Source organism: Sporosarcina quadrami (assembly GCF_014836615.1).
Classification (GTDB): domain Bacteria; phylum Bacillota; class Bacilli; order Bacillales_A; family Planococcaceae; genus Sporosarcina; species Sporosarcina quadrami.
Genome location: NZ_JACSQN010000016.1, coordinates 39134 through 61488 on the forward strand (window position 1 = coordinate 39134; position 22355 = coordinate 61488).

General features: G+C 42.0%; 22 protein-coding genes and 1 tRNA gene. 21 read left to right on the forward strand and 2 right to left on the reverse strand.

Annotated elements, in window-relative coordinates; genetic code table 11:
• The first annotated feature begins 110 nt into the window (after positions 1-110).
• The 6 genes from H9649_RS14960 (at position 111) to H9649_RS14985 (ending at position 8667) form a co-directional block, all read left to right on the forward strand.
• The gene (locus H9649_RS14960; protein ID WP_191695697.1) at positions 111-860 is read left to right on the forward strand and encodes an ABC transporter ATP-binding protein; all 750 of its coding nucleotides are present in this window, start codon (positions 111-113) and stop codon (positions 858-860) included.
• Positions 844-2043, forward strand: a complete 1200-nt coding sequence (locus H9649_RS14965) for an ABC transporter permease (RefSeq protein WP_191695698.1) — start codon at positions 844-846, stop codon at positions 2041-2043. Before H9649_RS14960 ends, H9649_RS14965 begins: the two co-directional genes overlap by 17 nt.
• Before the next feature lie 80 nt (positions 2044-2123).
• Positions 2124-2357: an IDEAL domain-containing protein gene (locus H9649_RS14970; RefSeq protein ID WP_191695699.1), complete on the forward strand. Its 234-nt coding sequence runs from the start codon at positions 2124-2126 to the stop codon at positions 2355-2357.
• A 154-nt stretch (positions 2358-2511) separates the two neighbouring features.
• Positions 2512-4494: an excinuclease ABC subunit UvrB gene (uvrB, locus tag H9649_RS14975; RefSeq protein ID WP_191695700.1), complete on the forward strand. Its 1983-nt coding sequence runs from the start codon at positions 2512-2514 to the stop codon at positions 4492-4494.
• 7 nt (positions 4495-4501) lie between these two features.
• Positions 4502-7366: an excinuclease ABC subunit UvrA gene (gene uvrA / locus H9649_RS14980; protein WP_191695701.1), complete on the forward strand. Its 2865-nt coding sequence runs from the start codon at positions 4502-4504 to the stop codon at positions 7364-7366.
• A gap of 119 nt (positions 7367-7485) precedes the next feature.
• Positions 7486-8667 carry a DUF4097 family beta strand repeat-containing protein gene (locus H9649_RS14985; RefSeq protein WP_191695702.1) on the forward strand — a complete coding sequence of 394 codons (1182 nt, stop codon included), beginning with the start codon at positions 7486-7488 and terminating at the stop codon, positions 8665-8667.
• A 79-nt stretch (positions 8668-8746) separates the two neighbouring features.
• On the opposite strand, the gene H9649_RS14990 is transcribed toward H9649_RS14985, so the two are convergent.
• Positions 8747-9295 carry an N-acetylmuramoyl-L-alanine amidase family protein gene (locus H9649_RS14990; RefSeq protein ID WP_191695703.1) on the reverse strand — a complete coding sequence of 183 codons (549 nt, stop codon included), beginning with the start codon at positions 9293-9295 and terminating at the stop codon, positions 8747-8749.
• A gap of 137 nt (positions 9296-9432) precedes the next feature.
• Between H9649_RS14990 and hprK the strand changes: the two genes are divergently transcribed.
• From hprK to H9649_RS15050, 12 genes are all read left to right on the forward strand, one after another.
• On the forward strand, positions 9433-10383 hold the full coding sequence (hprK, locus tag H9649_RS14995) for an HPr(Ser) kinase/phosphatase (RefSeq protein WP_191695704.1): 951 nt from the start codon (positions 9433-9435) through the stop codon (positions 10381-10383).
• 4 nt (positions 10384-10387) lie between these two features.
• Positions 10388-11194, forward strand: a complete 807-nt coding sequence (gene lgt / locus H9649_RS15000) for a prolipoprotein diacylglyceryl transferase (protein WP_191695705.1) — start codon at positions 10388-10390, stop codon at positions 11192-11194.
• A gap of 16 nt (positions 11195-11210) precedes the next feature.
• On the forward strand, positions 11211-12155 hold the full coding sequence (locus H9649_RS15005) for a nucleoside recognition domain-containing protein (protein ID WP_191695706.1): 945 nt from the start codon (positions 11211-11213) through the stop codon (positions 12153-12155).
• On the forward strand, positions 12148-12798 hold the full coding sequence (ppaX, locus tag H9649_RS15010) for a pyrophosphatase PpaX (RefSeq protein WP_191695707.1): 651 nt from the start codon (positions 12148-12150) through the stop codon (positions 12796-12798). The genes H9649_RS15005 and ppaX overlap by 8 nt, the downstream gene beginning before the upstream one ends.
• The gene (locus tag H9649_RS15015; RefSeq protein ID WP_191695708.1) at positions 12795-13331 is read left to right on the forward strand and encodes an acyltransferase; all 537 of its coding nucleotides are present in this window, start codon (positions 12795-12797) and stop codon (positions 13329-13331) included. The genes ppaX and H9649_RS15015 overlap by 4 nt, the downstream gene beginning before the upstream one ends.
• A 90-nt stretch (positions 13332-13421) precedes the next feature.
• The gene (locus H9649_RS15020; protein WP_191695709.1) at positions 13422-14945 is read left to right on the forward strand and encodes a tetratricopeptide repeat protein; all 1524 of its coding nucleotides are present in this window, start codon (positions 13422-13424) and stop codon (positions 14943-14945) included.
• Positions 14946-15050: 105 nt separating this feature from the next.
• Positions 15051-16007, forward strand: coding sequence for a thioredoxin-disulfide reductase (gene trxB / locus H9649_RS15025; RefSeq protein WP_191695710.1), 957 nt, complete (start codon positions 15051-15053; stop codon positions 16005-16007).
• 278 nt (positions 16008-16285) lie between these two features.
• Positions 16286-16768 carry an NUDIX hydrolase gene (locus tag H9649_RS15030; protein ID WP_191695722.1) on the forward strand — a complete coding sequence of 161 codons (483 nt, stop codon included), beginning with the start codon at positions 16286-16288 and terminating at the stop codon, positions 16766-16768.
• Positions 16768-17655, forward strand: a complete 888-nt coding sequence (gene rapZ, locus H9649_RS15035) for an RNase adapter RapZ (protein ID WP_191695711.1) — start codon at positions 16768-16770, stop codon at positions 17653-17655. The genes H9649_RS15030 and rapZ overlap by 1 nt, the downstream gene beginning before the upstream one ends.
• Before the next feature lie 4 nt (positions 17656-17659).
• A complete protein-coding gene (locus tag H9649_RS15040; RefSeq protein WP_191695712.1) occupies positions 17660-18637 on the forward strand; it encodes a gluconeogenesis factor YvcK family protein in 978 nt (325 codons plus the stop codon).
• Between the two features lie 33 nt (positions 18638-18670).
• A complete protein-coding gene (gene whiA, locus H9649_RS15045; protein WP_191695713.1) occupies positions 18671-19618 on the forward strand; it encodes a DNA-binding protein WhiA in 948 nt (315 codons plus the stop codon).
• A 32-nt stretch (positions 19619-19650) separates the two neighbouring features.
• Positions 19651-19908: an HPr family phosphocarrier protein gene (locus H9649_RS15050; protein WP_191695714.1), complete on the forward strand. Its 258-nt coding sequence runs from the start codon at positions 19651-19653 to the stop codon at positions 19906-19908.
• 121 nt (positions 19909-20029) lie between these two features.
• On the opposite strand, the gene H9649_RS15055 is transcribed toward H9649_RS15050, so the two are convergent.
• Positions 20030-20101 (reverse strand) — tRNA-Arg (locus H9649_RS15055).
• Between the two features lie 213 nt (positions 20102-20314).
• Between H9649_RS15055 and clpP the strand changes: the two genes are divergently transcribed.
• The 3 genes from clpP to H9649_RS15070 all read left to right on the forward strand — a co-directional run.
• Positions 20315-20920 carry an ATP-dependent Clp endopeptidase proteolytic subunit ClpP gene (gene clpP, locus H9649_RS15060; RefSeq protein ID WP_191695715.1) on the forward strand — a complete coding sequence of 202 codons (606 nt, stop codon included), beginning with the start codon at positions 20315-20317 and terminating at the stop codon, positions 20918-20920.
• 164 nt (positions 20921-21084) lie between these two features.
• Positions 21085-21663 carry a LemA family protein gene (locus tag H9649_RS15065; protein WP_191695716.1) on the forward strand — a complete coding sequence of 193 codons (579 nt, stop codon included), beginning with the start codon at positions 21085-21087 and terminating at the stop codon, positions 21661-21663.
• Positions 21660-22355, forward strand: a 696-nt coding sequence (locus H9649_RS15070; protein ID WP_191695717.1) for a TPM domain-containing protein, incomplete at its 3' end; no start/stop codon positions are given. The genes H9649_RS15065 and H9649_RS15070, both read left to right, overlap by 4 nt.

The window sequence follows — 22355 nt, forward strand, 5'->3', positions numbered from 1 at the left end:
TGTATTCATTAATAAGCCAAGTGTAGCATATTTTCTGTTAACAAAGGAAAGTTGGACAAAGCATTTCTGGTCGATGTTTGGTAAAATGGTTACAAGAATGGAGGATGGTTATGGCAATTCTTGAAGTGAACGAAGTAACGGGCGGCTATACGCGAAAGCCTGTTTTACATGGATTGACATTTGAAATTGGCAAGAACGAACTTGTCGGTTTGATTGGATTGAATGGTGCAGGTAAAAGTACAACAATTAAACATATTATTGGGTTGATGAATCCCCATCAAGGTGAAATTAAAATTGGCGGTGTGACTTTTAGTGAAAGTCCAGAAGCTTATCGGAAGGCATTCTCTTATATACCCGAAACGCCGATTTTGTATGAAGAGCTGACGTTACGTGAACATCTTGAATTGACAGCAATGGCGTATGGATTGGACAAGGATGTTTTTGAAGCTCGTTCTGCAGCATTATTAAAGGAATTCATGATGGAAAAGAGATTGAACTGGTTTCCATCCCATTTCTCTAAAGGGATGCGTCAAAAAGTAATGATCATGTGCGCGTTTCTCGTAGAACCTTCCTTATATATTATTGATGAACCTTTCGTCGGCCTTGACCCGATCGGTATTCGGTCGCTACTCGAGCAGATCGAAGAGCGAAAAGCCAATGGTGCATCTGTCTTGATGTCAACACACGTCTTGCCGACAGCCGAGAAATATTGTGATCGTATTATCGTCCTTCATGAAGGAAAAGTACGTGCTCAAGGGACGATGGATGATTTACGTAAAGCTTTTAATCGCCCAAAAGCTACACTTGACGAACTCTATATTTCAATGACCGAGGAACGTGACTATGAACAACATGCGTGAAATCTGGGGAAGTAGATTCGGTCATTATATGACCGAACTGCAAAAATATATGAAATTTGTATTTACAGGACATTTGGCGATTGTCATGCTGTTTACAATTGGTGCTGGTGGATATGCCTACAGTGAATGGTTAAAAGAAGTACCAGCCACTTTCCCTGCGGCTTTGTTAACAGCAGTTATAATCGGTTTAGCATTAGCTATTGGAACGCCAGTCACATTACTGAAGCCTGCTGACATCGTTTTTTTCCTCCCGATGGAAGGCAAGCTCAAAGGCTATTTGAACAGGTCATTGCGATATTCCTTCATATCTCAATTACCACTTCCGTTTTTACTGTTCATCGTTGCAGCACCATTACTGGCAGCGACTGCAATCGCAGAAAAACCGCAAATTTACTTGACGGCATTCGTCATTTTGCTTGTGAAATGGCTCTACGTAGATATTGACTATCATTATCGACACGCCAATGACGGGCACGGTATTTGGAAAGACAGAATGGTCCGTTTCGTGCTTGGAGCAGTAATTATTTACGTGACACTCGCGAGTAATCCACTGTTCATACCAGCAGTTGGAGCCGTTATTGTTATCTATTATTTATATTGGAAGAAAAGGAGTAACGAAAAACCGTTTCCATATGAACATTTCATTATGCTTGAACAGAACAGGATGATGCGATTTTACCGCTTCGCCAATTACTTTACAGATGTGCCTCATTTAAAAGGTTCCGTCAGCAGACGGGCTTGGCTCGGTTTCCTGATGCGCCCTGCAAAGTTCGGACTTACTACTCCGCAAAGGTTCTTGCTCACTAGGACATTGATCCGAACGGATGATAACTTTTGGCTCTGGGTTAGGTTGACCGCGTTATCTGTACTAGGTATTGCGCTCATTCCGTTCCCGTTCGTCATTTATATTTTTAGTGGTGCATTGGCCTTCGCAACGTCCATTCAACTCGTTTATGCGTTGCGTGCAGGCAATGATTTCAGGATGGACAATCTATTTCCTGAAGCTAAGGATACGAGAGCTCCAGCAATCCGGAAAACCGTCAGTGCATTCCAACTTGTACAAGCGGCTGCGGTATTCGTTACAGCGGTTATCGTAACAGGTATTTCGGTTACACCGATTATCGTTACAGCTGTTGTTATCGTCGTTTCAGAAATTACAATTCGATTCTCGGATAAAAAATAAAAATAGAATATTCTCAAAAACCTTGCAACTGCTCTATTGAATTATGTATAATAGAAAAAAGGGCATCAGGGGTGAGTGAGATGGAAAATAATTATTCATATGCCGAGTTCTTAAAAGCCGTGGGAAAAAACAGTTCTTCGCTGCAAGCTGAGAAATTGTTAAATGATATTTATATGGATTTGTTCTTAAAACATATTCATCGCGAGCAGACGAAAAAACGTCTCTTGACGCTTATCGATCTTGCACTTGATGAAAAGAATGAATCTGCTTTTGTCGAGTTAACAGACGAATTGATGCGAGTAGAAGAGAAATAAATGTGTTTAACGGGCCATCTGATAGGAAACTATCAGAGTAGGCCCGTTTTTGTCGTTCTAGAATAAAAGATTTAAAACACACGTTCCCTTATTTCTTTAGACTTCAGAAAGTCTATGGTAAAATATAAATAATTCATATTAGGAGGGGCGCTTAATGGACCAAAAATTTGAACTGCAAGCACCATATGTCCCTTTAGGTGATCAGCCCGTAGCCATTTCAAAGCTCGTGGAAGGAATCCATGAAGGTAAGAAGCATCAAACATTATTAGGTGCTACGGGAACAGGGAAAACATTCACCGTTTCAAACGTCGTCACAGAAGTTAACAAACCAACCCTTGTCATTGCGCATAATAAGACGTTGGCGGGTCAATTATATAGCGAGTTTAAAGAGTTTTTTCCAAACAATGCAGTAGAGTATTTTGTAAGTTTCTATGACTATTACCAGCCTGAAGCTTACGTACCGCAGACAGATACGTTTATCGAAAAAGATGCAACAATCAATGATGAAATAGACAAGTTGCGTCACTCAGCCACATCTTCTTTGTTTGAAAGAAATGATGTACTTATCGTAGCTTCTGTATCATGCATATATGGTCTGGGTTCTCCGGAAGAATACGGCAAGCACGTCGTTTCATTAAGAAGCGGTATGGAGATTGGAAGAAACGAACTGCTTAGGCTGTTTGTCGATAACCAATATTCCAGAAATGACATTAGCTTTACACGCGGGACATTCCGCGTCAGAGGAGATGTCGTCGAAATTTTCCCGGCTTCTCAAGATGAACATTGCATAAGAATCGAGTTTTTCGGCGATGAAATCGATCGTTTACGAGAAGTGGATGCATTGACAGGAGAAATACTTGGTGAGCGGACACACGTCGCCATCTATCCGAACTCCCACTTTGTAACGGGTGATGAGAAACTTCAAAAAGCGATTGCAAATATTGAAATCGAGTTGGAAGAGCGACTAAAAGTACTTCGAAACGAAGACAAGCTGCTCGAAGCACAACGGTTAGAACAGAGGACTCGTTATGACTTGGAAATGATGCGGGAAATGGGCTTTTGCTCAGGAATTGAGAACTACTCACGCCATCTGACTTTACAAGCGCCAGGAGCGACCCCTTTCACATTGCTCGACTACTTCCCAGATGACTTCCTTCTTGTCGTCGATGAAAGTCATGTGACACTACCTCAAATACGCGGTATGTACAATGGTGACCAAGCGAGAAAAAAAGTATTAGTTGAACACGGCTTCCGTCTTCCGTCCGCTCTGGATAACCGTCCGCTCATGTTCGAAGAGTTCGAGCGCTACATACATGAAGCGATTTATGTATCTGCAACACCAGGTCCTTATGAAATTGAACATACTCCCGAAATGGTCGAACAGATTATTCGTCCAACCGGCTTGCTGGATCCGATTATTGAAGTACGCCCGATTGAAGGACAAATTGATGACCTGATCGGTGAGATTAACGAGCGTACAAAGCGTAACGAACGGGTATTGATAACTACTTTAACGAAAAAGATGTCCGAGGATCTGACAGACTATCTGAAGGATGTAGGAATTAAAGTACAATATCTCCATTCTGAAATAAAGACTCTCGAGAGAATTGAAATCATTCGTGATCTCCGACTCGGTACATACGATGTATTGATCGGCATCAACTTGCTGCGAGAAGGTCTTGATATACCGGAAGTGTCACTTGTGACAATATTGGACGCCGATAAAGAAGGGTTCCTTCGTTCTGAAAGAGCTTTGATCCAAACAATTGGACGAGCTGCCCGAAACTCTGAAGGTCGCGTCATCATGTACGCAGATCGTTACACAGATTCGATGAAAAAAGCAATTGATGAAACGGAAAGGCGCCGAGAGATTCAGCATGCCTACAACGTAAAACATGGCATTACGCCAACGACAATTAAGAAAAAAGTTCGTGAAGTTATACGTGCTACGCAAGTTGCTGAAGAGGAAGTATCCATTCTCGATAAAGTTACAAAAGGTAGGAAGTTAACAAAAGACGACAAAACAAAACTTCTTGCAACTTTGGAAAAAGAGATGAAAGCAGCTGCAAAAGCGCTCGACTTCGAAAGAGCAGCCCAGTTGCGCGATACGCTATTAGAATTGAAGGCTGAAGGGTGAACAGACAATGAAAAATACTGAAATAGTTATACAAGGAGCTAGAGCGCATAACTTAAAAGATATCGACGTGAAAATACCACGCGATAAGCTTGTCGTTATGACGGGGTTGTCAGGTTCTGGTAAATCGTCCCTAGCTTTTGACACAATTTATGCAGAAGGTCAGAGAAGGTATGTTGAATCACTGTCGGCATATGCCCGACAGTTCCTCGGTCAAATGGACAAGCCGGATGTCGATGTCATTGAAGGATTATCACCCGCAATCTCCATCGATCAGAAAACAACGAGCCGAAATCCAAGATCTACTGTTGGAACGGTGACGGAGATTTCCGATTACTTGCGCCTGCTTTTTGCGAGAATCGGTAAACCGATTTGTCCAATTCACGGAACGGAAATCACCTCACAAACAATTGAGCAAATGGTGGACCGCATCATGCAATTGCCAGAACGGTCAAGGCTTCAAATTCTTGCGCCAGTTATTTCAGGCAGAAAAGGTACGCATGTGAAATTGCTGGAAGAAATTAAAAAGCAAGGGTTTGTAAGAGTTCGAGTAAATGGTGAAGTCATTGACCTCGATGACAACATCGATTTAAACAAAAATAAGAAGCATACTATTGAAGTCGTCATCGACCGTGTTGTTGTGAAGGAAGGTATCGAAGCGCGACTTAGTGATTCGTTGGAATCAGCACTAAGGCTGGCAGATGGTACAGTACTCGTTGATGTAATTGACGTGGAAGAATTGTTGTTCAGTGAACACCATGCGTGTCCACTTTGCGGCTTTTCAATCGGTGAACTAGAGCCACGGATGTTTTCGTTCAACAGCCCGTTTGGTGCTTGTCCAGAATGTGACGGCCTCGGCACAAAACTTGAAGTCGATCCTGACCTCGTCATACCTGACATGTCTGTATCTCTAAAAGATGGGGCAATTGTTCCGTGGATTCCGACTAGTTCACAATATTATCCAGAGTTGCTGAAAACAGTTTGCAAACATTTTAAAATACCGATGAATGTCCCAGTTAGTGAATTGTCTGATGAAGATCTTGCAATTATTTTACACGGATCAAAGGACGAGATGATTAAATTCAAATATACGAATGAATTTGGCAGTACCCGCGTTAATAATATTTATTTTGAAGGTGTTCTGGCAAATGTTGAACGAAGATTCAAAGAAACATCTTCCGATTATATTCGCGAACAGATGGAGAAATATATGGGTAGGCGACCATGTCCAAGTTGTGATGGCTTTAGACTAAAAGAAGAGACTTTAGCGGTAAAAGTAAATGGTGTCCATATTGGACAAGTAAGCGATTTATCGATTACGGAAGCGGAAAGTTTCTTTGAAAACCTGGTGTTATCGGAGAAGGATATGCAAATTGCGAGATTAATTTTGCGGGAAATTGGTGAACGGATCGGGTTTCTCATTAATGTCGGACTTGATTATTTAACATTATCGCGCGCGGCAGGAACGTTGTCTGGTGGAGAAGCGCAGCGGATTCGACTGGCAACTCAGATTGGATCTCGTCTAACGGGTGTCCTCTATATATTAGATGAGCCGTCTATTGGATTACATCAACGTGATAATGACCGTCTTATCGGAACGCTTCAAAGCATGCGTGATATCGGTAATACGCTCATCGTTGTCGAACATGATGAAGACACGATGATGGCAGCGGATTATTTAATTGATATAGGTCCTGGTGCGGGTGCTGCAGGCGGACAAATTGTTTCCGCCGGAACTCCTGACGAGGTGATGAACGATCCCAATTCATTGACTGGCGAGTATTTAAGCGGCAAGAAATTCATACCGCTACCAATCGAACGTAGACAATCGGATGGTCGTATAATTTCGATAAAAGGCGCAACAGAAAATAACTTGAAGAATGTCAGTGTCGATTTCCCGTTAGGCCAATTTATCGCAGTGACTGGCGTTTCAGGTTCAGGAAAAAGTACATTGGTGAATGAAGTACTCTATAAAGTACTAGCTCAAAAACTTAACCGTTCTAAACAGAAACCAGGCAGATTTGAATCTGTGAGTGGTCTCGAAGAATTGGAAAAGGTTATTGAAATCGATCAATCGCCGATCGGTAGGACGCCGAGGTCCAATCCTGCAACATATACAAGCTTGTTCGATGATGTGAGGGATGTCTATGCGATGACGAATGAAGCGAAAGTACGTGGTTATAAAAAAGGCCGGTTCAGCTTCAACGTCAAAGGTGGAAGGTGTGAAGCATGCCACGGTGACGGAATTATTAAGATTGAAATGCATTTCTTACCTGATGTCTACGTTCCGTGTGAAGTTTGTCATGGGAAACGGTATAACCGCGAAACGTTAGAAGTGACGTATAAAGGAAAAAATATCGCAGATGTCTTATCGATGACGGTGGAAGATGCATTAGTGTTCTTTGAAAATATACCGAAAATTAGTCGTAAGCTCCAAACTATTGTCGATGTCGGTCTTGGCTATGTCCAACTAGGGCAGCCGGCAACGACCTTATCAGGTGGCGAAGCACAACGAGTGAAGCTGGCGTCTGAATTGCATAAGCGTTCGAACGGCAAATCGTTTTATATATTGGACGAACCGACAACGGGGTTGCATGTCCACGATATCGAAAAGCTTCTACAAGTATTACAGCGCCTTGTCGATTCGGGCAATACAGTTCTTGTCATTGAGCACAATCTGGACGTCATTAAGACCGTCGATCATATTATCGATTTAGGTCCTGAAGGTGGAGACAAAGGCGGACAAATCATTGCAACTGGCACACCTGAAAAAGTTGCGAAATCTAAAAAGTCCTATACTGGACATTATTTGAAACCGATTCTAGAGCGTGACAAACAGCGGATGAAAGATAAGATCCAGAAGGCGGAATCTTGAAGTTTTTGAAACTTTATTGCAAACCGTTCGTATATATAGATATGGATTGTGAGAGCCCGAGCAGAATGTAGGCTCTCGCAATATAGAAAGCCAAAGCATACAAATTAGGAGGCGGAATAATGCAAAACGAACGCAAACGTATTTTGACCATGCTCGAGAACGGCACAATTTCTATGGACGAAGCCTTGACATTATTAGAAAAGTTGGATGTAAATAAGAAAACTGTCACTGAGAATGTAGAATTTAGACAGAAGCAATCCGATGAAAGTCATTCAGCAGACAACAAACAGACTTATGCGGGAGAAGAAGATAGTCGCTCTACAGGAAAGAATGATGAGACTCCTCCAGTGGATGAATTCATTGAAGATATCAGGAAGGATTTCGTAACAGTTGGCGACCGATTTATGCAATTCATGCAAACGGCTGTAACTAAAATGAAAGACTTCGACTTTGACTCGCCATTTGGCAACAGTACGACGTTCCAGCATACGGTTACGAAACAGGTTGAACAGTTGGATGAAATTCTCATCGACATCGATAACGGAAGTGTAATCTTGCAACCGACGGATACAAAAGAAATTCGTGCAGAGTTCACAGTGAAGTCTTACAATAGTAAATCTGAAGAAGAAGCGAAAAAAGAATTTCTGAATAAGATGATTTGCGTCGTTGATGAAGGCAAGCTTCGTGTGTTGAGTGATCTCAAATTCAATCAAGTCAATGTCGATCTGTTCATTCCTAAACAGCAATTTGATAAAATCTCTGTACGCTTGCTAAACGGTAATTTCAATTTGCAAGATGCGTCTGTCGATCGACTGTACGCGAAAACAGCAAATGGAAAAGTGGATATTGAGCGAGTACAATTCAAAGATGCAGAGCTGGAGACTGGAAATGGCTCTATTCGTTTAAATGATAGCGACGGTGAAATGGTTGAAGCTGAAACGATAAATGGCCGTGTTTATCTATCAGGTAAGTTGAAAGATGTAGAAGCGAAATCATTGAACGGACATGTAGTTGTTACTACGACAGATCAAGCTGCACAAAAGATCAATGCAAAAACGGTAAGTGGTTCAGTAGAACTTTACCTTCCACCCAATGTAGCTTTGGAAGGTGACATTTCAACAAACATGGGTCGCTTGGATTTACAGTTGCGAGACATTACAAAAACTGTTGAGCAAGAACAGTTTTTGCAGCGTACTGTTCGATTCAACAAATCTGTTGAAGGTTCTTCACTGCCGCTTCACGTTCAAGGTGAAGCAAAAACGGGTTCAGTAATTGTTTGTTATACCGTAGATCATAGCTGAATGGAACCTTAACCGAAAAATAACTAAAAAGGATCCCACGCCAATATAATTGGAGTGGGACCCTTTTCGTTTTCATACATCATTTTACATAAAGCCAATTTGTTATGCCGAATGCAATGGCTTGTCCGCATTGGAAACGGTATGCCCTATCAAGTAGCAGTGCAGCTTCTTGTCGATTTGTCATGAAGCCGCATTCCACTAGAACTGCCGGCATTTTTGTATCCCTTAACACAGCGAAGTTAGCTGTTTTGAGTCCGCGGTTTTTCCCATTGGTCGCAAGTAGCAAAGAGTCATGTAACTGTTTTCCGAGCGATTTAGTTGTAGCGCCAGCGGTAGGATAAATGTACGTTTCAATTCCTGCCGCTTCGTTCCATTGTGTTCCAAATGCATTCGCATGGATGGAAACGAACAGAGACGCATTCACTCTATTTGCTAGCGCAGTACGTTCTTTTAATGGAACGTCCCTTGTTGCATCGTGAGAAAACAATACGTTAAAGCCTTTGGAAACGAGAATTCCTTTTGCAATGCTTGCGACCTCACTATTAAAGTGAAATTCTCTTAACAGTCCATCAGTTGACCTTTTGCCAGCTGTTTCTGGACCGTGTCCAGCGTCCAATATGATTGTCATGCACTCACCTCCTCGTAACATATATAGAGGAAAGATAGGAGTAAGTGGACAGCTCCGGACAGAATTAATTTCAAATGAAACGGTTCGTGGTAAAATGGTGCATAGTTAACATGAAAGTACAGGGAGGCGGCGAACAAATGTCTATTGTGACAGTGAAAGACGTTCAAGAGCGTTTTGGTCTTGAATTACTCGGAGGGCAAGCAGGGATCGATCGAAATATCGTTACAAGTGACATTTCACGGCCAGGTTTGGAGATGGCTGGCTATTTTGATTTTTATCCCGCATCGCGTGTTCAGCTCCTTGGAAAAACAGAAATATCTTTCTTCAATAAAATGACACCAGAAGACCGGATGGATCGGATGGACAGACTTTGTTCAGCTGAAACACCGGCATTCATTATCGCGCACCAGATCGATTGTCCTACCGAACTGCTACAACTATCAGAGGAGCGTAATATAACAGTCCTTCAAACGGAAAGTCCGACGACGAGATTTTCAGGAATGTTAACAAACTTTCTCGAAGGACGTTTAGCTCCTATGACAACCGTGCATGGTGTCCTTGTCGATGTGTACGGTATTGGCGTCCTGATTACAGGGAAAAGCGGTGTTGGGAAAAGCGAAACAGCTTTGGAACTTGTGAAACGTGGACACCGACTCGTAGCGGACGACGCGGTTGAAATTAGGCAAGTGGCTAAAAACATTCTGATTGGCAATGCACCTAAAATTTTACGACATATGTTGGAAATTCGGGGAGTTGGCATCATTGATATGATGACGCTATTTGGAGCGAGTGCTGTTAAGGATGATAAAAGATTGCTCATGGTCGTGGATTTGGAAGTGTGGGATCCCGAGAAAGTGTACGATCGATTGGGCATTGATGAAGAAAAGATGAAGATCATCGATTCGGAAATTACGAAGCTAACCGTTCCTGTTAGGCCAGGTCGGAACTTATCGGTCATAATTGAAGTGGCTGCAATGGATTATCGAATGAAAAAGTTAGGGATTAACGCGGCAGAAACATTTTCAAAAAAATTGGATTTAGCAATTAGAGAAGGACAAGATGAATCCACTACAGAGGGGATAGAGTGAACTGATGTTTGATTTACTAGCAATTAACCCGACGGCTTTCCAATTGGGACCGATCCCGATCAGATGGTATGGAATTTTGATTACTACGGGGATTATACTAGCATTTATTGTCGTTCAAAAAGAAATGGTTAAACGGGGGATGCATCCAGATTTCCTGACAGATCTTCTTATTTGGGCGGTGCCGATTTCCATTATCAGCGCCAGGATTTATTATGTACTCTTTTCATGGAGCTCTTATAAGGATAATCCGATTGATGTAATTAAAATTTGGGAAGGCGGAATCGCCATTCATGGAGCATTGATTGGTGCATTCCTTACGACTTATATTTATACGAAACGACGTGGAATCTCCTTTTGGAAAGTGGCAGATATTGCTGCTCCAGGGCTTCTTATCGGGCAGATTATTGGCAGATGGGGAAATTTCATTAACCAAGAAGCGCACGGGGGACCGGTTTCTGAGAAGTTTCTTGAAAGTACATTCATTCCGGATTGGATTATGAATCAGATGACGATAAAGGGTGTAACGTATCATCCGACTTTCTTGTATGAATCTCTATGGAATGTCGTTGGTCTTGTCATAATTCTTTTATTACGTAAAGTGATATTAAAACGAGGAGAAATGTTCCTGTTTTACTTGACGTGGTATTCAATTGGACGCTTTTTCATCGAAGGAATGCGTACGGACAGTTTGTATGGCGGTGATTTAAGGGCTGCACAAATTGTTTCGATTGTAACTATTATAGTAGCAGTAACAACTTTCATTTACAGAAGATATATCCAAAAAGTGAAAGTGAATTACCAAGATAAATAAGAAAAGGGATGGGGAAATGCATACGTTGCAAAATGGGACGAAGGCGGGCTTGAAAACGACATGGACATTGGGGAAGATCATCTTTCCGATTACATTGTTTCTCGTTATTTTGCAACATACGCCTGTGTTGCCTTGGATCGTAAAACTTGTTTCGCCGATTATGGGGATATTCGGTTTAAGTGGTGAAGCAGCTATTCCTTTAGTGCTCGGGAATGCCTTGAATTTATATGCTGGGATTGCTGGCATACTCTCACTCGATCTGACTGTCAAAGAGGTGTTTATACTTGCTGTCATGCTCAGTTTCGCACACAATATTTTCATTGAAACCGGAGTCGCTTTAAAAGTAGGAGTGAAGCTGTGGGTAGTATTAGTCGTCAGGTTTGGTTTGGCGGCTTTTTCCGGTATTATCATCAATCTTTTTTGGAGTGGTGGAGGGGAAATTGCACAGTATGGCATGGCGCCAGAAGTTGTCTCTGCACCAGAAGGGTGGCTTGCAATCGGATTGCTTGGCTTGCAAAAGGCATCATTTGGTGTGTTGCAACTCGCAATGATTGTCATCCCTTTAATGATTTTTGTTCAGTTTTTGAAAGATCGACAGTATTTACAGAAGTTCTCTGAAAAACTTGCACCTTTTACGAAAGTGATTGGTGTTCAACCCAATGCGTCAATGACTTTGGTGGCAGGTCTTGTCATCGGATTAGCTTACGGAGCGGGTGTGATGATTCAAGCAGTTCAAGAAGACGGGGTTAGCAAGAAGGATGCGACATTGGTGTTCATTTTCCTTATTGCCTGTCACGCCGTAGTGGAAGATACACTTATCTTCCTACCGCTTGGCATACCTATCCTGCCGTTACTCATCATAAGGCTAGTTACAGCATTTGTTTTGACGATAGCGGTTGCTTTTGTATGGAAACAGCATGAACGAAGAAAGGAAAAGGAGGTCGTCTTGCACAATGGCTAAAACGACTACATTATTGTTCGATTTCGACGGTACATTGCTAGATACGAATGAGTTGATCATTCAATCATTTCAGTTCGTCCTAGATGCGCATTACCCGGGAAAGTTCACAAGAGCGCATATTTTACCTTTCATGGGTCCGACGCTAAGGGAGTCATTCCTGAGCGTCGATCCATCGAAAACAGATCAGCTCATCGAAGAGTACAGAAGTTGGAATTTAGAAAATCATGATCGTCTATGTACAGAATTTGACGGTGTGAAAGAAACGTTGCGCAAGTTGAAAAAACGCGGACTGAAAATGGCGATTGTATCGACGAAGAGAAATAACATGGTTTGGAAAGGGTTGGATTTACTCAATATCGGTGACCTTTTCGATACAGTCATCGGTTTGGATGATGTGAAAAATCCTAAACCAGATCCTGAACCGATCTTACTTGCACTCGAACGGTTAGGATCCACTCCGGAAGAATCCATTATGATTGGCGATAATTATCATGATATCGTTGGCGGGAAAAATGCAGGCGTTCGCACCGCTGGGGTTGCATGGTCATTGAAAGGCGAAGCGTTCATGAGGGAACTTGAGCCGGATTACATATTGCAGCATATCTCAGATTTACTGCCAATGACGACGGGGAACGTAGAGTGAGACGTACGGAGCGGTTTCCCGCTAAAGGAGATGCGAACTCTCTATGGCATATTTATAAGACGGTATCCTTTTTTAAAGTGGCGAAAAACTTCTTTTTCATCCAAGTTGGCAGGTATACGCCTTTCATTCCGATGAAGAACTTCATCTACCGGACATTTCTTCGTATGAAAATCGGTGAGAAGACGGCGTTCGCACTAATGGTGATGCCGGATACGATGTTTCCGGAACGTATCTCTGTCGGGAATAATTCAATCATTGGCTTTAATACGACGATCCTTGCTCATGAATACTTGATTGATGAATATCGGATAGGGGACGTTATTATTGGTGACCGTGTGATGATTGGTGCGAATACGACGATCCTCCCTGGTGTTGAAATCGGAGACGGTGCAATTGTCTCAGCAGCCTCCCTTGTCAATCGAGACATCCCAGCAGGTGCACTTGCTGGAGGAAATCCCGTAAGAATCATCTACACTGCGGAGCAGATGGAAATGCGTAGACAGGCCGACTTATCCCGGACAACTGAGAATTAAGGATGACGGACTGAAAAGTTGTGCTATAATGATAATAACTTACGGAAGGGACGTTTTAGCGTTCCTTCTCCTTTTTTCGGAGGAATTTGATTGGACAAAAAGCATAAAAACATAGATAAAAAAATAATCTCATTTATCCCTGACGGTGAATTCTACTATCAAAAAGGTGTCAAGGCTATGCAAAGAGACCGTTTGGACGAGGCGCATAAATACTTGCAAAGGGCGGTCGAACTAAGTCCGAATGACCCACTCATCCTCATGCAATACGGCATTCTTATAATGGAAGAGGGCATGTTTGAAGAGGCGTACGAAATCCTGACGTCTGCCCATGGTCTAGATCCAGCAGAAGAGGATATCATTTTCTATTTGGCAGAAGTTCATGCGCATTTAGGGCTTCTTAGAGATGCGAAAGTTTATGCGGAGAAATACATTTCTTTAGCACCGGATGGTCCTTTGGCAGATGACTCGATGGAAATTATTGATTTTGCTGAACAAGAAGAAGCCTTTTTCCAAGATGATGAAATGCCTGATAGTGAAGTATATTTTCTTCAGGAAAAAGCACGCAGAATGATGGAGTCCGGAGAATTCGAAGATGCGATTGAAATCCTAGAAGCCATCATTATAGATTATCCGGATTTTTGGGCTGCACATAATAATTTGGCACTCGCTTATTTCTATATCGGTCGAATCAAATCGGCTAAAGAGCTTTTATACGATGTATTGGACAAAAACAAAGGGAATATCCATGCTTTGTGTAATCTTGCCGTCTTTTACTACTATGAAAAAGAGAAGGATGAGCTGGAAGAAATGCTCGAACTTCTACTAAAGATAAAACCTTATCAATTTGTTCACCGCTACAAATTAGGTGCGACATTCGCTTTGGTCGGTAAGCACAAAGAAGCGTACGGTTGGTTAAGAAGCTTGCAAAGAAGAGGCTTTGAAGGTGATGCGGGCTATTATTTCTGGCTTGCTCATTCTGCCTACTTCTCGGGTAATGAAACGGTTGCGAAAGAATCATATAAACGACTTGTTGAACTGGATCCGACGAAAGAAGGACTGGAGCCTTGGAAAAATGTAGACGAAGCAAGCAAATTGGAGTCTTACGAGCAAGACAGGGATTTTCTGCTAAGCAAAATTGCAAATAAATATCGGAGCGAAAGGCTGCTAGGGTATTATCTGTTAGGGAAATCGGCTCATAAGCAAGAAATTATTTCCCATCCTACAATCATTGATATAGAAAAGCTGAGTGTCATTGAGCAACTGTTCTTGGCTCAAAGTTTGAACTATGATTTTAAAGTGGAGAATGAGTTCGATCATTCATTCATGCGCGCAGTTGAAACGACAGACCTGATCTATAACAATTATAAGCCGCTGAATAAGCAAGGGACGCATTTGTTTCAAATGTGGTTTACGCTTTGTGAAATGGCACTGCTACGTTCCTATCCGTTTCGAAATCCGGCTGCATTGGCCGCGGCAACGGATTATATGTTCCAATCTTCCCGTTACAAAGGTGTCACAAAGAAGTCCGTTGCTGCAACGTATGGCATATCAGTCGCTACTTTGACGAAATATGTCGGAGAACTAATCGAGTTTTTGCCTCATTTTAATGATTAAAGTAGGAGAAAATCCTATTCAAGCAGGCAAAAAGATTGATTGGAAACTTGAAATCTTATACGATTTGAACAGTATTATATGAAGTGTAATGAAGGAGGAAATACAATGACAACTGAGACGGAGAAAATATATGATGTCATTATTATCGGTGCTGGACCAGCAGGAATGACTGCTGCAGTTTATACCTCAAGAGCAAACTTATCGACATTAATGTTAGAGCGTGGTATCGCTGGCGGTCAGATGGCGAACACTGAAGAAATTGAAAACTATCCTGGATTTGAGACAATCTTAGGACCTGACTTATCGAAAAAAATGTACGATCATGCAAAATTGTTCGGTGCTGAATATGCTTACGGAGACGTTTCCGAAATCATTGACGGTGAGAGCTATAAAACGATCATTTCAGGAAGAAAAGAATATAAAGCACGTGCTATCATCATCACAACAGGTGCAGAATACCGAAAAATGGGTATTCCAGGCGAAAAAGAACTTACTGGACGCGGCGTCAGCTATTGTGCAGTATGTGACGGTGCATTCTTTAAAAACAAAGAGATCGTCGTCGTTGGGGGCGGAGACTCAGCAGTTGAAGAAGGTTCTTATTTGACGCGTTTCGCGAAAAAAGTGACAATCATTCACAGACGCGATGAGTTGCGTGCACAAAAAATCCTTCAAGACCGTGCTTTCGCTAATGACAAGATCGATTTCATCTGGAACTCAACTGTTAAACAAGTGAACGATAAAGATGGTAAAATCGGATCGGTCACTCTCCTTTCAACAGTGGATGGAACAGAGAAAGTAATGGAAACGGAAGGTATGTTCATCTATATCGGTATGGATCCTTTAACGAAGCCATTTGAAAAGCTTGGCATCTTGGATGAAAACGGATATATTCTTACGAATGAAGATATGGAAACGACAGTACCTGGTATTTACGCAGCTGGTGACGTTCGCCAAAAAATGCTTCGCCAAGTTGTTACAGCAACTGGTGACGGTAGTATTGCAGCGCAAGCATGCCAGAAATACATCGAAGAACTTGCTGAGAAATTAGCAACTGAAGTTTAAATGACAAAAAAAGAACGGCTTTCGCTGTTCTTTTTTTGTTATAGACAACTCCTTAATAAGAAAAAATCTCCTAATTAACATAACTTTAATAAACCTGTAACCGTAATGCAATATATTACGGTTATAGTAGAAGTATCAATTGACCCCCCTTTTGATATAGCAACAGTTTAAAGACGATCTGCCGATTCATTTCGGTAGGTGGTCTTCTTTTTTTGTCGTTTGCTTTAGAAACATTGTATAATGGTTGTATACGTTCTGAAAAAGAGAGAGGAATCGAGATGCAAAGAATTGCTAATTTACTTGTCATCAAAGACAATTATGTTCTTTTACTGAAAAAGCCAAGACGTAATTGGTACGTTGCGCCAGGCGGTAAAATGGATTCAGGAGAATCCGTCTATGAAGCTGCTGTACGGGAATTTAAAGAAGAAACGGGTGCAACTCCAGTTGAGCCAAAAGTTAAAGGGATTTATACAATGATGATCATGGAACCCGAAACGAAAGAGGTACTCGATGAATGGATGCTCTATACGTTTGTAGCTAAAGATCTGATCGGTACACCTTATGAATCCAACCGTGAAGGCTTACTTGAGTGGCATCCAGTGGAAAGTTTACAAACGCTGCCGATGGCGGAAGGTGACAGGTCAAACTTATTATTTGCAGTCTCCCAATCCGGCGTCCAATATGGTACATTCTATTATACAGAAGAATTCGAACTATTAGAGGAGCGTTTGCAAAATTCAACGGAAGGTGATTTGAATTAATGGAAAATGTAACCCAAAAAAGTGATGTTGAACTGGTCATCATAACAGGAATGTCAGGGGCCGGAAAAACGGTTGCTATGCAAAGTTTCGAAGATCTCGGTTTTTATTGTATTGATAACTTACCACCGGAACTCTTGGTTACATTCCTGGATCTGATGATGAAATCAGAGAACAAAATGAGAAGAATAGCCGCTGTAATGGATACTAGAGGAGGAGACCTCTTCGATTCGTTAATAGGTGCTTTGGATGACATGATTCAAATGGATGGGGTTTCTACTAAACTTCTGTTCCTTGAAGCTGATGATGAAACACTAGTGAGAAGGTACAAGGAGTCCAGACGCTCACACCCACTCGCTGAAGGCGGTCTTCCGCTGTCGGGGATACGCAAAGAACGTGCCCTTCTATCTGAGCTAAGAGGGCGTGCTCGATCGATTTACAATACATCCGAACTAAAACCACGGGCGTTACGCGAAAAAATCATGTCGACATTCTCTTCAAAGGATGACACTGCGTTCACTTTGAATTTCATTTCATTCGGCTTTAAACATGGCATGCCGATTGATGCAGATGTCGTGTTCGATGTACGATTTTTGCCGAACCCATTTTACATTGATGAGTTGAAACCGCTGACTGGGCTAGACAAAGACGTTTCGGAGTATGTGTTAAAATGGAACGATACACAAATGCTTATAGAAAAACTGACAGACTTGTTCAAGTTTCTAATCCCTCAATATAAAAATGAAGGAAAGTCCCAAGTAGTCATCGCTTTTGGCTGCACGGGCGGTCAACATCGATCAGTCACGTTGGCAGAGTTTTTTGGAAGTCGTTTTAAAGAAGAATATAAGACCCTAATCACACATCGTGATTTGGACAAGAGGAAGGGTTGAGGTTATGTTGCAATCCGGCGGAAAGAGAAAAATAGTCGTCTTTGGAGGCGGGACCGGATTGTCTACATTGCTTCGAGGATTGAAATCATATGATGTCGATCTGACCGCAATCGTAACTGTTGCGGACGATGGAGGCAGTTCCGGCAGATTGCTGGATCAGTACAATATTCCACCGCCTGGTGATATTAGACAGGTCATGGCAGCGCTTTCAGATGTGGAGCCACTCATTGAGGAGATGTTTCAATACCGATTTTCGACGTCAGATGACTTAAAAGGCCATTCACTCGGCAATCTGATGCTCGCTGCACTAACGGACATAACAGGAGATTTTGCTGGTGCCATCGAGAAGATGGGGCAGGTTTTGAAGATTAAAGGGAAAGTATTACCTGCTGCAAATCAAAGGATCACCTTGCATGCGGAGCTAGATGATGGCACAATTGTAACCGGTGAGTCTAAAATACCTGTATATGGCCGAAAAATAAGGAAAGTCTATGTTTCACCACAAGAAGTCGAGCCGCTCCCTGAAACAATCAAAGCGATTGAAGATGCAGATCTAATCATTTTAGGACCAGGAAGCTTATACACAAGCATTTTACCGACATTACTTGTTAGAGCGATTAAAGATGCAGTTCTCGCTTGTAGAGCGCAGAAAGTGTATATTAATAATTTGACGATGCAACCTGGAGAGACATTGCAGTACACGGCTTCCGAACATGTCAAAGCACTTTATAGTCATGTAGGAACCGAATTCATCGATACGGTTTTGCTGAATGGAACTGACTTTAAATCTTTATATCAAGATAGTGAAGCGATTGAGCCGCAATTGCCTGTGGAAAATGATATTGATGCGTTAAGTCTGCTTGTCCCAAATGTTGTCTTAAGAGACATTTCAAAAGTATGGGATGGCCGCATTGTCCATGATGCAAAAAAAGTGGCTTCATGGATCATTGACTATATGGAAAGTGAGATCATTAGCGAATAGACTTGATCATCGCCGAGAGAGAGGGGGAAAGTCATGTCTTTTGCATCAGAAGTAAAAAAGGAACTGACACAAATTGAATCGAAAAATTGCTGTGTGAAAGCTGAAATCGCTGCATTCATCCGAATGAACGGTGCTTTGTCGTTTTCCAACAAACAGCTAAGTTTGGATGTCCAAACGGAAAATGCTGCAATTGCAAGGAGACTCTATTCGAATTTGAAATTGCTTTACCCTTATAAGGTGGAGTTGCTTGTACGTAAAAAAATGCGTTTAAAAAAGAATAACGTCTACATATGCCGTATCCGTGAAGGTGCGAAACAATTGCTAGAGGACCTTTACATCCTTACTGGAACGTTCCAATTCAAAAACGAAATCGTCCATGAATTGGTGAAAAAGAAATGCTGTCAACGCTCTTATTTGCGCGGAGCTTTTCTAGCGGGGGGATCCGTTAATAATCCTGAGACTTCATCTTATCACCTGGAAATCTTCTCCTTTTATAAAGAACATAGTGAAGCGCTAGTGGAGTTGTTAAATCGATACCATCTGAATGCAAAGTCAATTGAACGCAAAAAAGGGTACATCGCCTACTTGAAAGAAGCTGAAAAAATTTCAGATTTTCTCGGGTTCATCGGAGCTCATGTTTCTTTGATGAAATTTGAAGATGTACGAATCTTACGGGATATGAGAAACAGTGTAAATCGTCTTGTGAATTGTGAAACCGCCAATATGAATAAAACTATTGGAGCGGCACAACGCCAAGTTGAAAATATAAAATTCATACAAAAGACAATTGGTCTAGATCAGTTGCCAGATCGATTGCAGGAAATTGCACATCTACGAATCACTTACCAGGATGTTACATTAAAAGAACTAGGTGAAATGGTAACAGGCGGTACAGTAAGCAAATCAGGAGTAAATCATCGGTTAAGGAAAATCGAGGAAATCGCAGAGAATCTTCGAGTCGGCGGAATTGCCAGTCGGTAAAACTGGCTTTTAGAGAAAGGGGCCAAGTGGTTATGGCGGAAAAAACGGTTGAAGTGAAAATGAAGACAGGATTGCAGGCGAGACAAGCTGCTTTGTTTGTGCAAGAAGCAAATAAATTCACTGCGGATGTCTTCATAAAGAGAGATGATCGTCAAGTGAACGCAAAAAGTATTATGGGCGTCATGAGTCTGGCGATCGCTAGAGGAACAGACGTTACATTGATTGCTGAAGGAATCGATGAAGAGCAAGCGATTGATACACTTACATTGATGATTGAAAAAGAAAACTGATAAGGGAATAAGCCGTTTCGTACAAATTGGAACGGCCGCTTCACTTTCTGTCTATTTAAACGTAAAAAAAAGCTGTAACCATGAAAATTCATGATTACAAGCTTGTTTGTTTTTTACGTTATGCCCTCGGCGGGAGTCGAACCCACATTTTAAGCTTCGGAGGCTTACGTGCTATCCATTGCACCACGAGGACGGAAAATGCTGTTGTACGCAACAGACAAACTCAATTATACAAACTGCTAAGCACGAAAGCAAGCCTTATTTAATATTTGCATGGATTGATAAGAAATAATCAATGCGTTATATTTGACCTTAATTGACCATAGTATGTATGATAGAAGTACAGTTGGAACAGATGATTTCAACAGTAATCTAAAATTCGATCCATCCAAAAGGAGGAAATGACATGAACTTGATACCTACAGTTATTGAACAGACAACCCGGGGAGAACGTGCATATGATATCTACTCCCGTTTATTGAAAGACCGCATCATCATGCTAGGAAGTGCAATTGACGATAACGTAGCAAACTCTATCGTAGCACAGTTATTATTCCTAGAAGCTGAAGATCCTGAAAAAGACGTTTCCATTTATATTAACAGCCCTGGTGGCAGCATAACAGCAGGTATGGCAATCTATGACACAATGCAATTCATCAAACCGGACATTCAAACAATTTGTATCGGTATGGCTGCTTCAATGGGATCATTCCTACTAACTGCAGGAACGAAAGGTAAGCGTTACGCGCTTCCGAACGCAGAAGTGATGATTCACCAACCACTTGGTGGAGCTCAAGGGCAAGCGACTGAAATTGAGATCGCTGCTAAGCGCATCCTCTTCCTTCGTGAGAAATTGAACGGAATTTTGGCAGAGCGTACGGGCCAATCAATTGATGTAATCGCGAAGGATACTGATCGCGATAACTTTATGACTGCTGAGCGTGCTAAAGAATACGGTCTGATCGATCATATCATTACGCGCAGCGATATGAAAAAAGACATTGAAAAGTAAGCAATCACTCAGAACCGACTCCTTATCATTGAGTCGGTTTTTTAGTCTCGAAAAATAATGGAATGAATCCTTTTCCATTGTCATACGTAACCTATATAGCAAGAAGTTTAGGCGGTCTATAAAAAAGGGTATTACAAACTAAAGCGAATTAGGGAGTGGAATGAATGAAAAAAGCATTAGGACCGATAGCAATCATAGTAGTGATTTTGCTTGTGCTTGGCATCATGCTCGTGCCAAAGTACAATAAATTTGTCAATTTAGAAGAAAATGTAGATCAGTCATACGCGCAAGTTGAAACGCAGCTTCAGCGTCGGATTGATTTGATACCGAACTTAGTTAACACAGTAAAAGGCTATGCCAGTCATGAAAAAGAAGTGATTAAAGACATTTCAGATGCGCGTGCCAAACTTTCAGGGGCAAGAGGACCTGAAGAACAAGCTGCAGCAGACAGTGAACTTTCCAATGCACTCGGCAGATTGTTAGTTGTTGTGGAAAACTATCCGGATTTAAAAGCGAATCAGAATTTCACACAATTGATGGACGAACTGGCAGGTACTGAAAATCGTATAAGTGTCGCGCGTAAAGATTACAACGATGTAGTCGCAGATTATAACCGACAAATCAAGCGGTTCCCAGGCAAAATTGTCGCTTCGATGTTCGGATTTGATAAAAAAGAATATTTCAAAGCGGATGCAGCTGCGAATGAAGCACCAAGTGTAGATTTTGGAGATGACAAAGAGTGATTCGTAAGACGTTCGGCTTTGTGGCGGCGCTATGCCTATTCCTGTCTATAAGTCCATTGGCGACGTTAGCAGCTGACGTCCCGCGATGGAACCCCTCAGATTATTATATACAGGACCATGCAAGCATCTTGTCTGCTGAACAGACAGCTGAGTTGAACAGGCTCGGTAAGCAGTTGAATGAGGCAACTGGTGCAGAGCTCGCTGTGCTGACGTTGCCAAGCATCGGTGATGAACCAATTGAAGATTTTGCGGTCAAGGCATTGAGGGACTACAAACTCGGAAAATCTGAAGAGGATAATGGTGCCTTATTGGTAGTGACCACTATTCCTAATTCAGATGGCGACCGTCATTTTAGACTCGAAGTAGGATACGGTCTAGAAGGGGCGCTGCCGGATGGTAAAATAGGTAGAATCTTAGATGAAGTGGCCATACCTTATTTGAAAAAGGGTGTGGAACGCCCTGATATGGCTATCGTAGAAGCCTATAAATCGTATTACAACGAAATTGCGGCTGAATATGGATGGGACGGCGAAGTGGCCGAAGTAAACACACTTGAGGGTCAAAGTGGTGGGTCCGGATTTGGAATACCATCCCCGATTATCATTTTCCTTATCATCTACATCATCTTCCGCGTATTGCGAGGCGGAGGCGGTGGTGGACGAGGCGGCGGCCCTGGTGGACGTAGAAGAAGT

Coding starts and splice junctions, on each gene's coding strand:
- rapZ (WP_191695711.1), top strand. CDS start 16,768: ATGGAAAATGTAACCCAAAAAAGTGATGTTGAACTGGTCATCATAACA.
- H9649_RS14990 (WP_191695703.1), bottom strand. CDS start 9,295: ATGACAATCATATTGGACGCTGGACACGGTCCAGAAACAGCTGGCAAA.
- ppaX (WP_191695707.1), top strand. CDS start 12,148: ATGGCTAAAACGACTACATTATTGTTCGATTTCGACGGTACATTGCTA.
- H9649_RS14960 (WP_191695697.1), top strand. CDS start 111: ATGGCAATTCTTGAAGTGAACGAAGTAACGGGCGGCTATACGCGAAAG.
- uvrB (WP_191695700.1), top strand. CDS start 2,512: ATGGACCAAAAATTTGAACTGCAAGCACCATATGTCCCTTTAGGTGAT.
- uvrA (WP_191695701.1), top strand. CDS start 4,502: ATGAAAAATACTGAAATAGTTATACAAGGAGCTAGAGCGCATAACTTA.
- H9649_RS15030 (WP_191695722.1), top strand. CDS start 16,286: ATGCAAAGAATTGCTAATTTACTTGTCATCAAAGACAATTATGTTCTT.
- H9649_RS15005 (WP_191695706.1), top strand. CDS start 11,211: ATGCATACGTTGCAAAATGGGACGAAGGCGGGCTTGAAAACGACATGG.
- H9649_RS14985 (WP_191695702.1), top strand. CDS start 7,486: ATGCAAAACGAACGCAAACGTATTTTGACCATGCTCGAGAACGGCACA.
- H9649_RS14965 (WP_191695698.1), top strand. CDS start 844: ATGAACAACATGCGTGAAATCTGGGGAAGTAGATTCGGTCATTATATG.
- H9649_RS15065 (WP_191695716.1), top strand. CDS start 21,085: ATGAAAAAAGCATTAGGACCGATAGCAATCATAGTAGTGATTTTGCTT.
- trxB (WP_191695710.1), top strand. CDS start 15,051: ATGACAACTGAGACGGAGAAAATATATGATGTCATTATTATCGGTGCT.
- clpP (WP_191695715.1), top strand. CDS start 20,315: ATGAACTTGATACCTACAGTTATTGAACAGACAACCCGGGGAGAACGT.
- H9649_RS15040 (WP_191695712.1), top strand. CDS start 17,660: ATGTTGCAATCCGGCGGAAAGAGAAAAATAGTCGTCTTTGGAGGCGGG.
- H9649_RS15050 (WP_191695714.1), top strand. CDS start 19,651: ATGGCGGAAAAAACGGTTGAAGTGAAAATGAAGACAGGATTGCAGGCG.
- H9649_RS14970 (WP_191695699.1), top strand. CDS start 2,124: ATGGAAAATAATTATTCATATGCCGAGTTCTTAAAAGCCGTGGGAAAA.
- hprK (WP_191695704.1), top strand. CDS start 9,433: ATGTCTATTGTGACAGTGAAAGACGTTCAAGAGCGTTTTGGTCTTGAA.
- lgt (WP_191695705.1), top strand. CDS start 10,388: ATGTTTGATTTACTAGCAATTAACCCGACGGCTTTCCAATTGGGACCG.
- whiA (WP_191695713.1), top strand. CDS start 18,671: ATGTCTTTTGCATCAGAAGTAAAAAAGGAACTGACACAAATTGAATCG.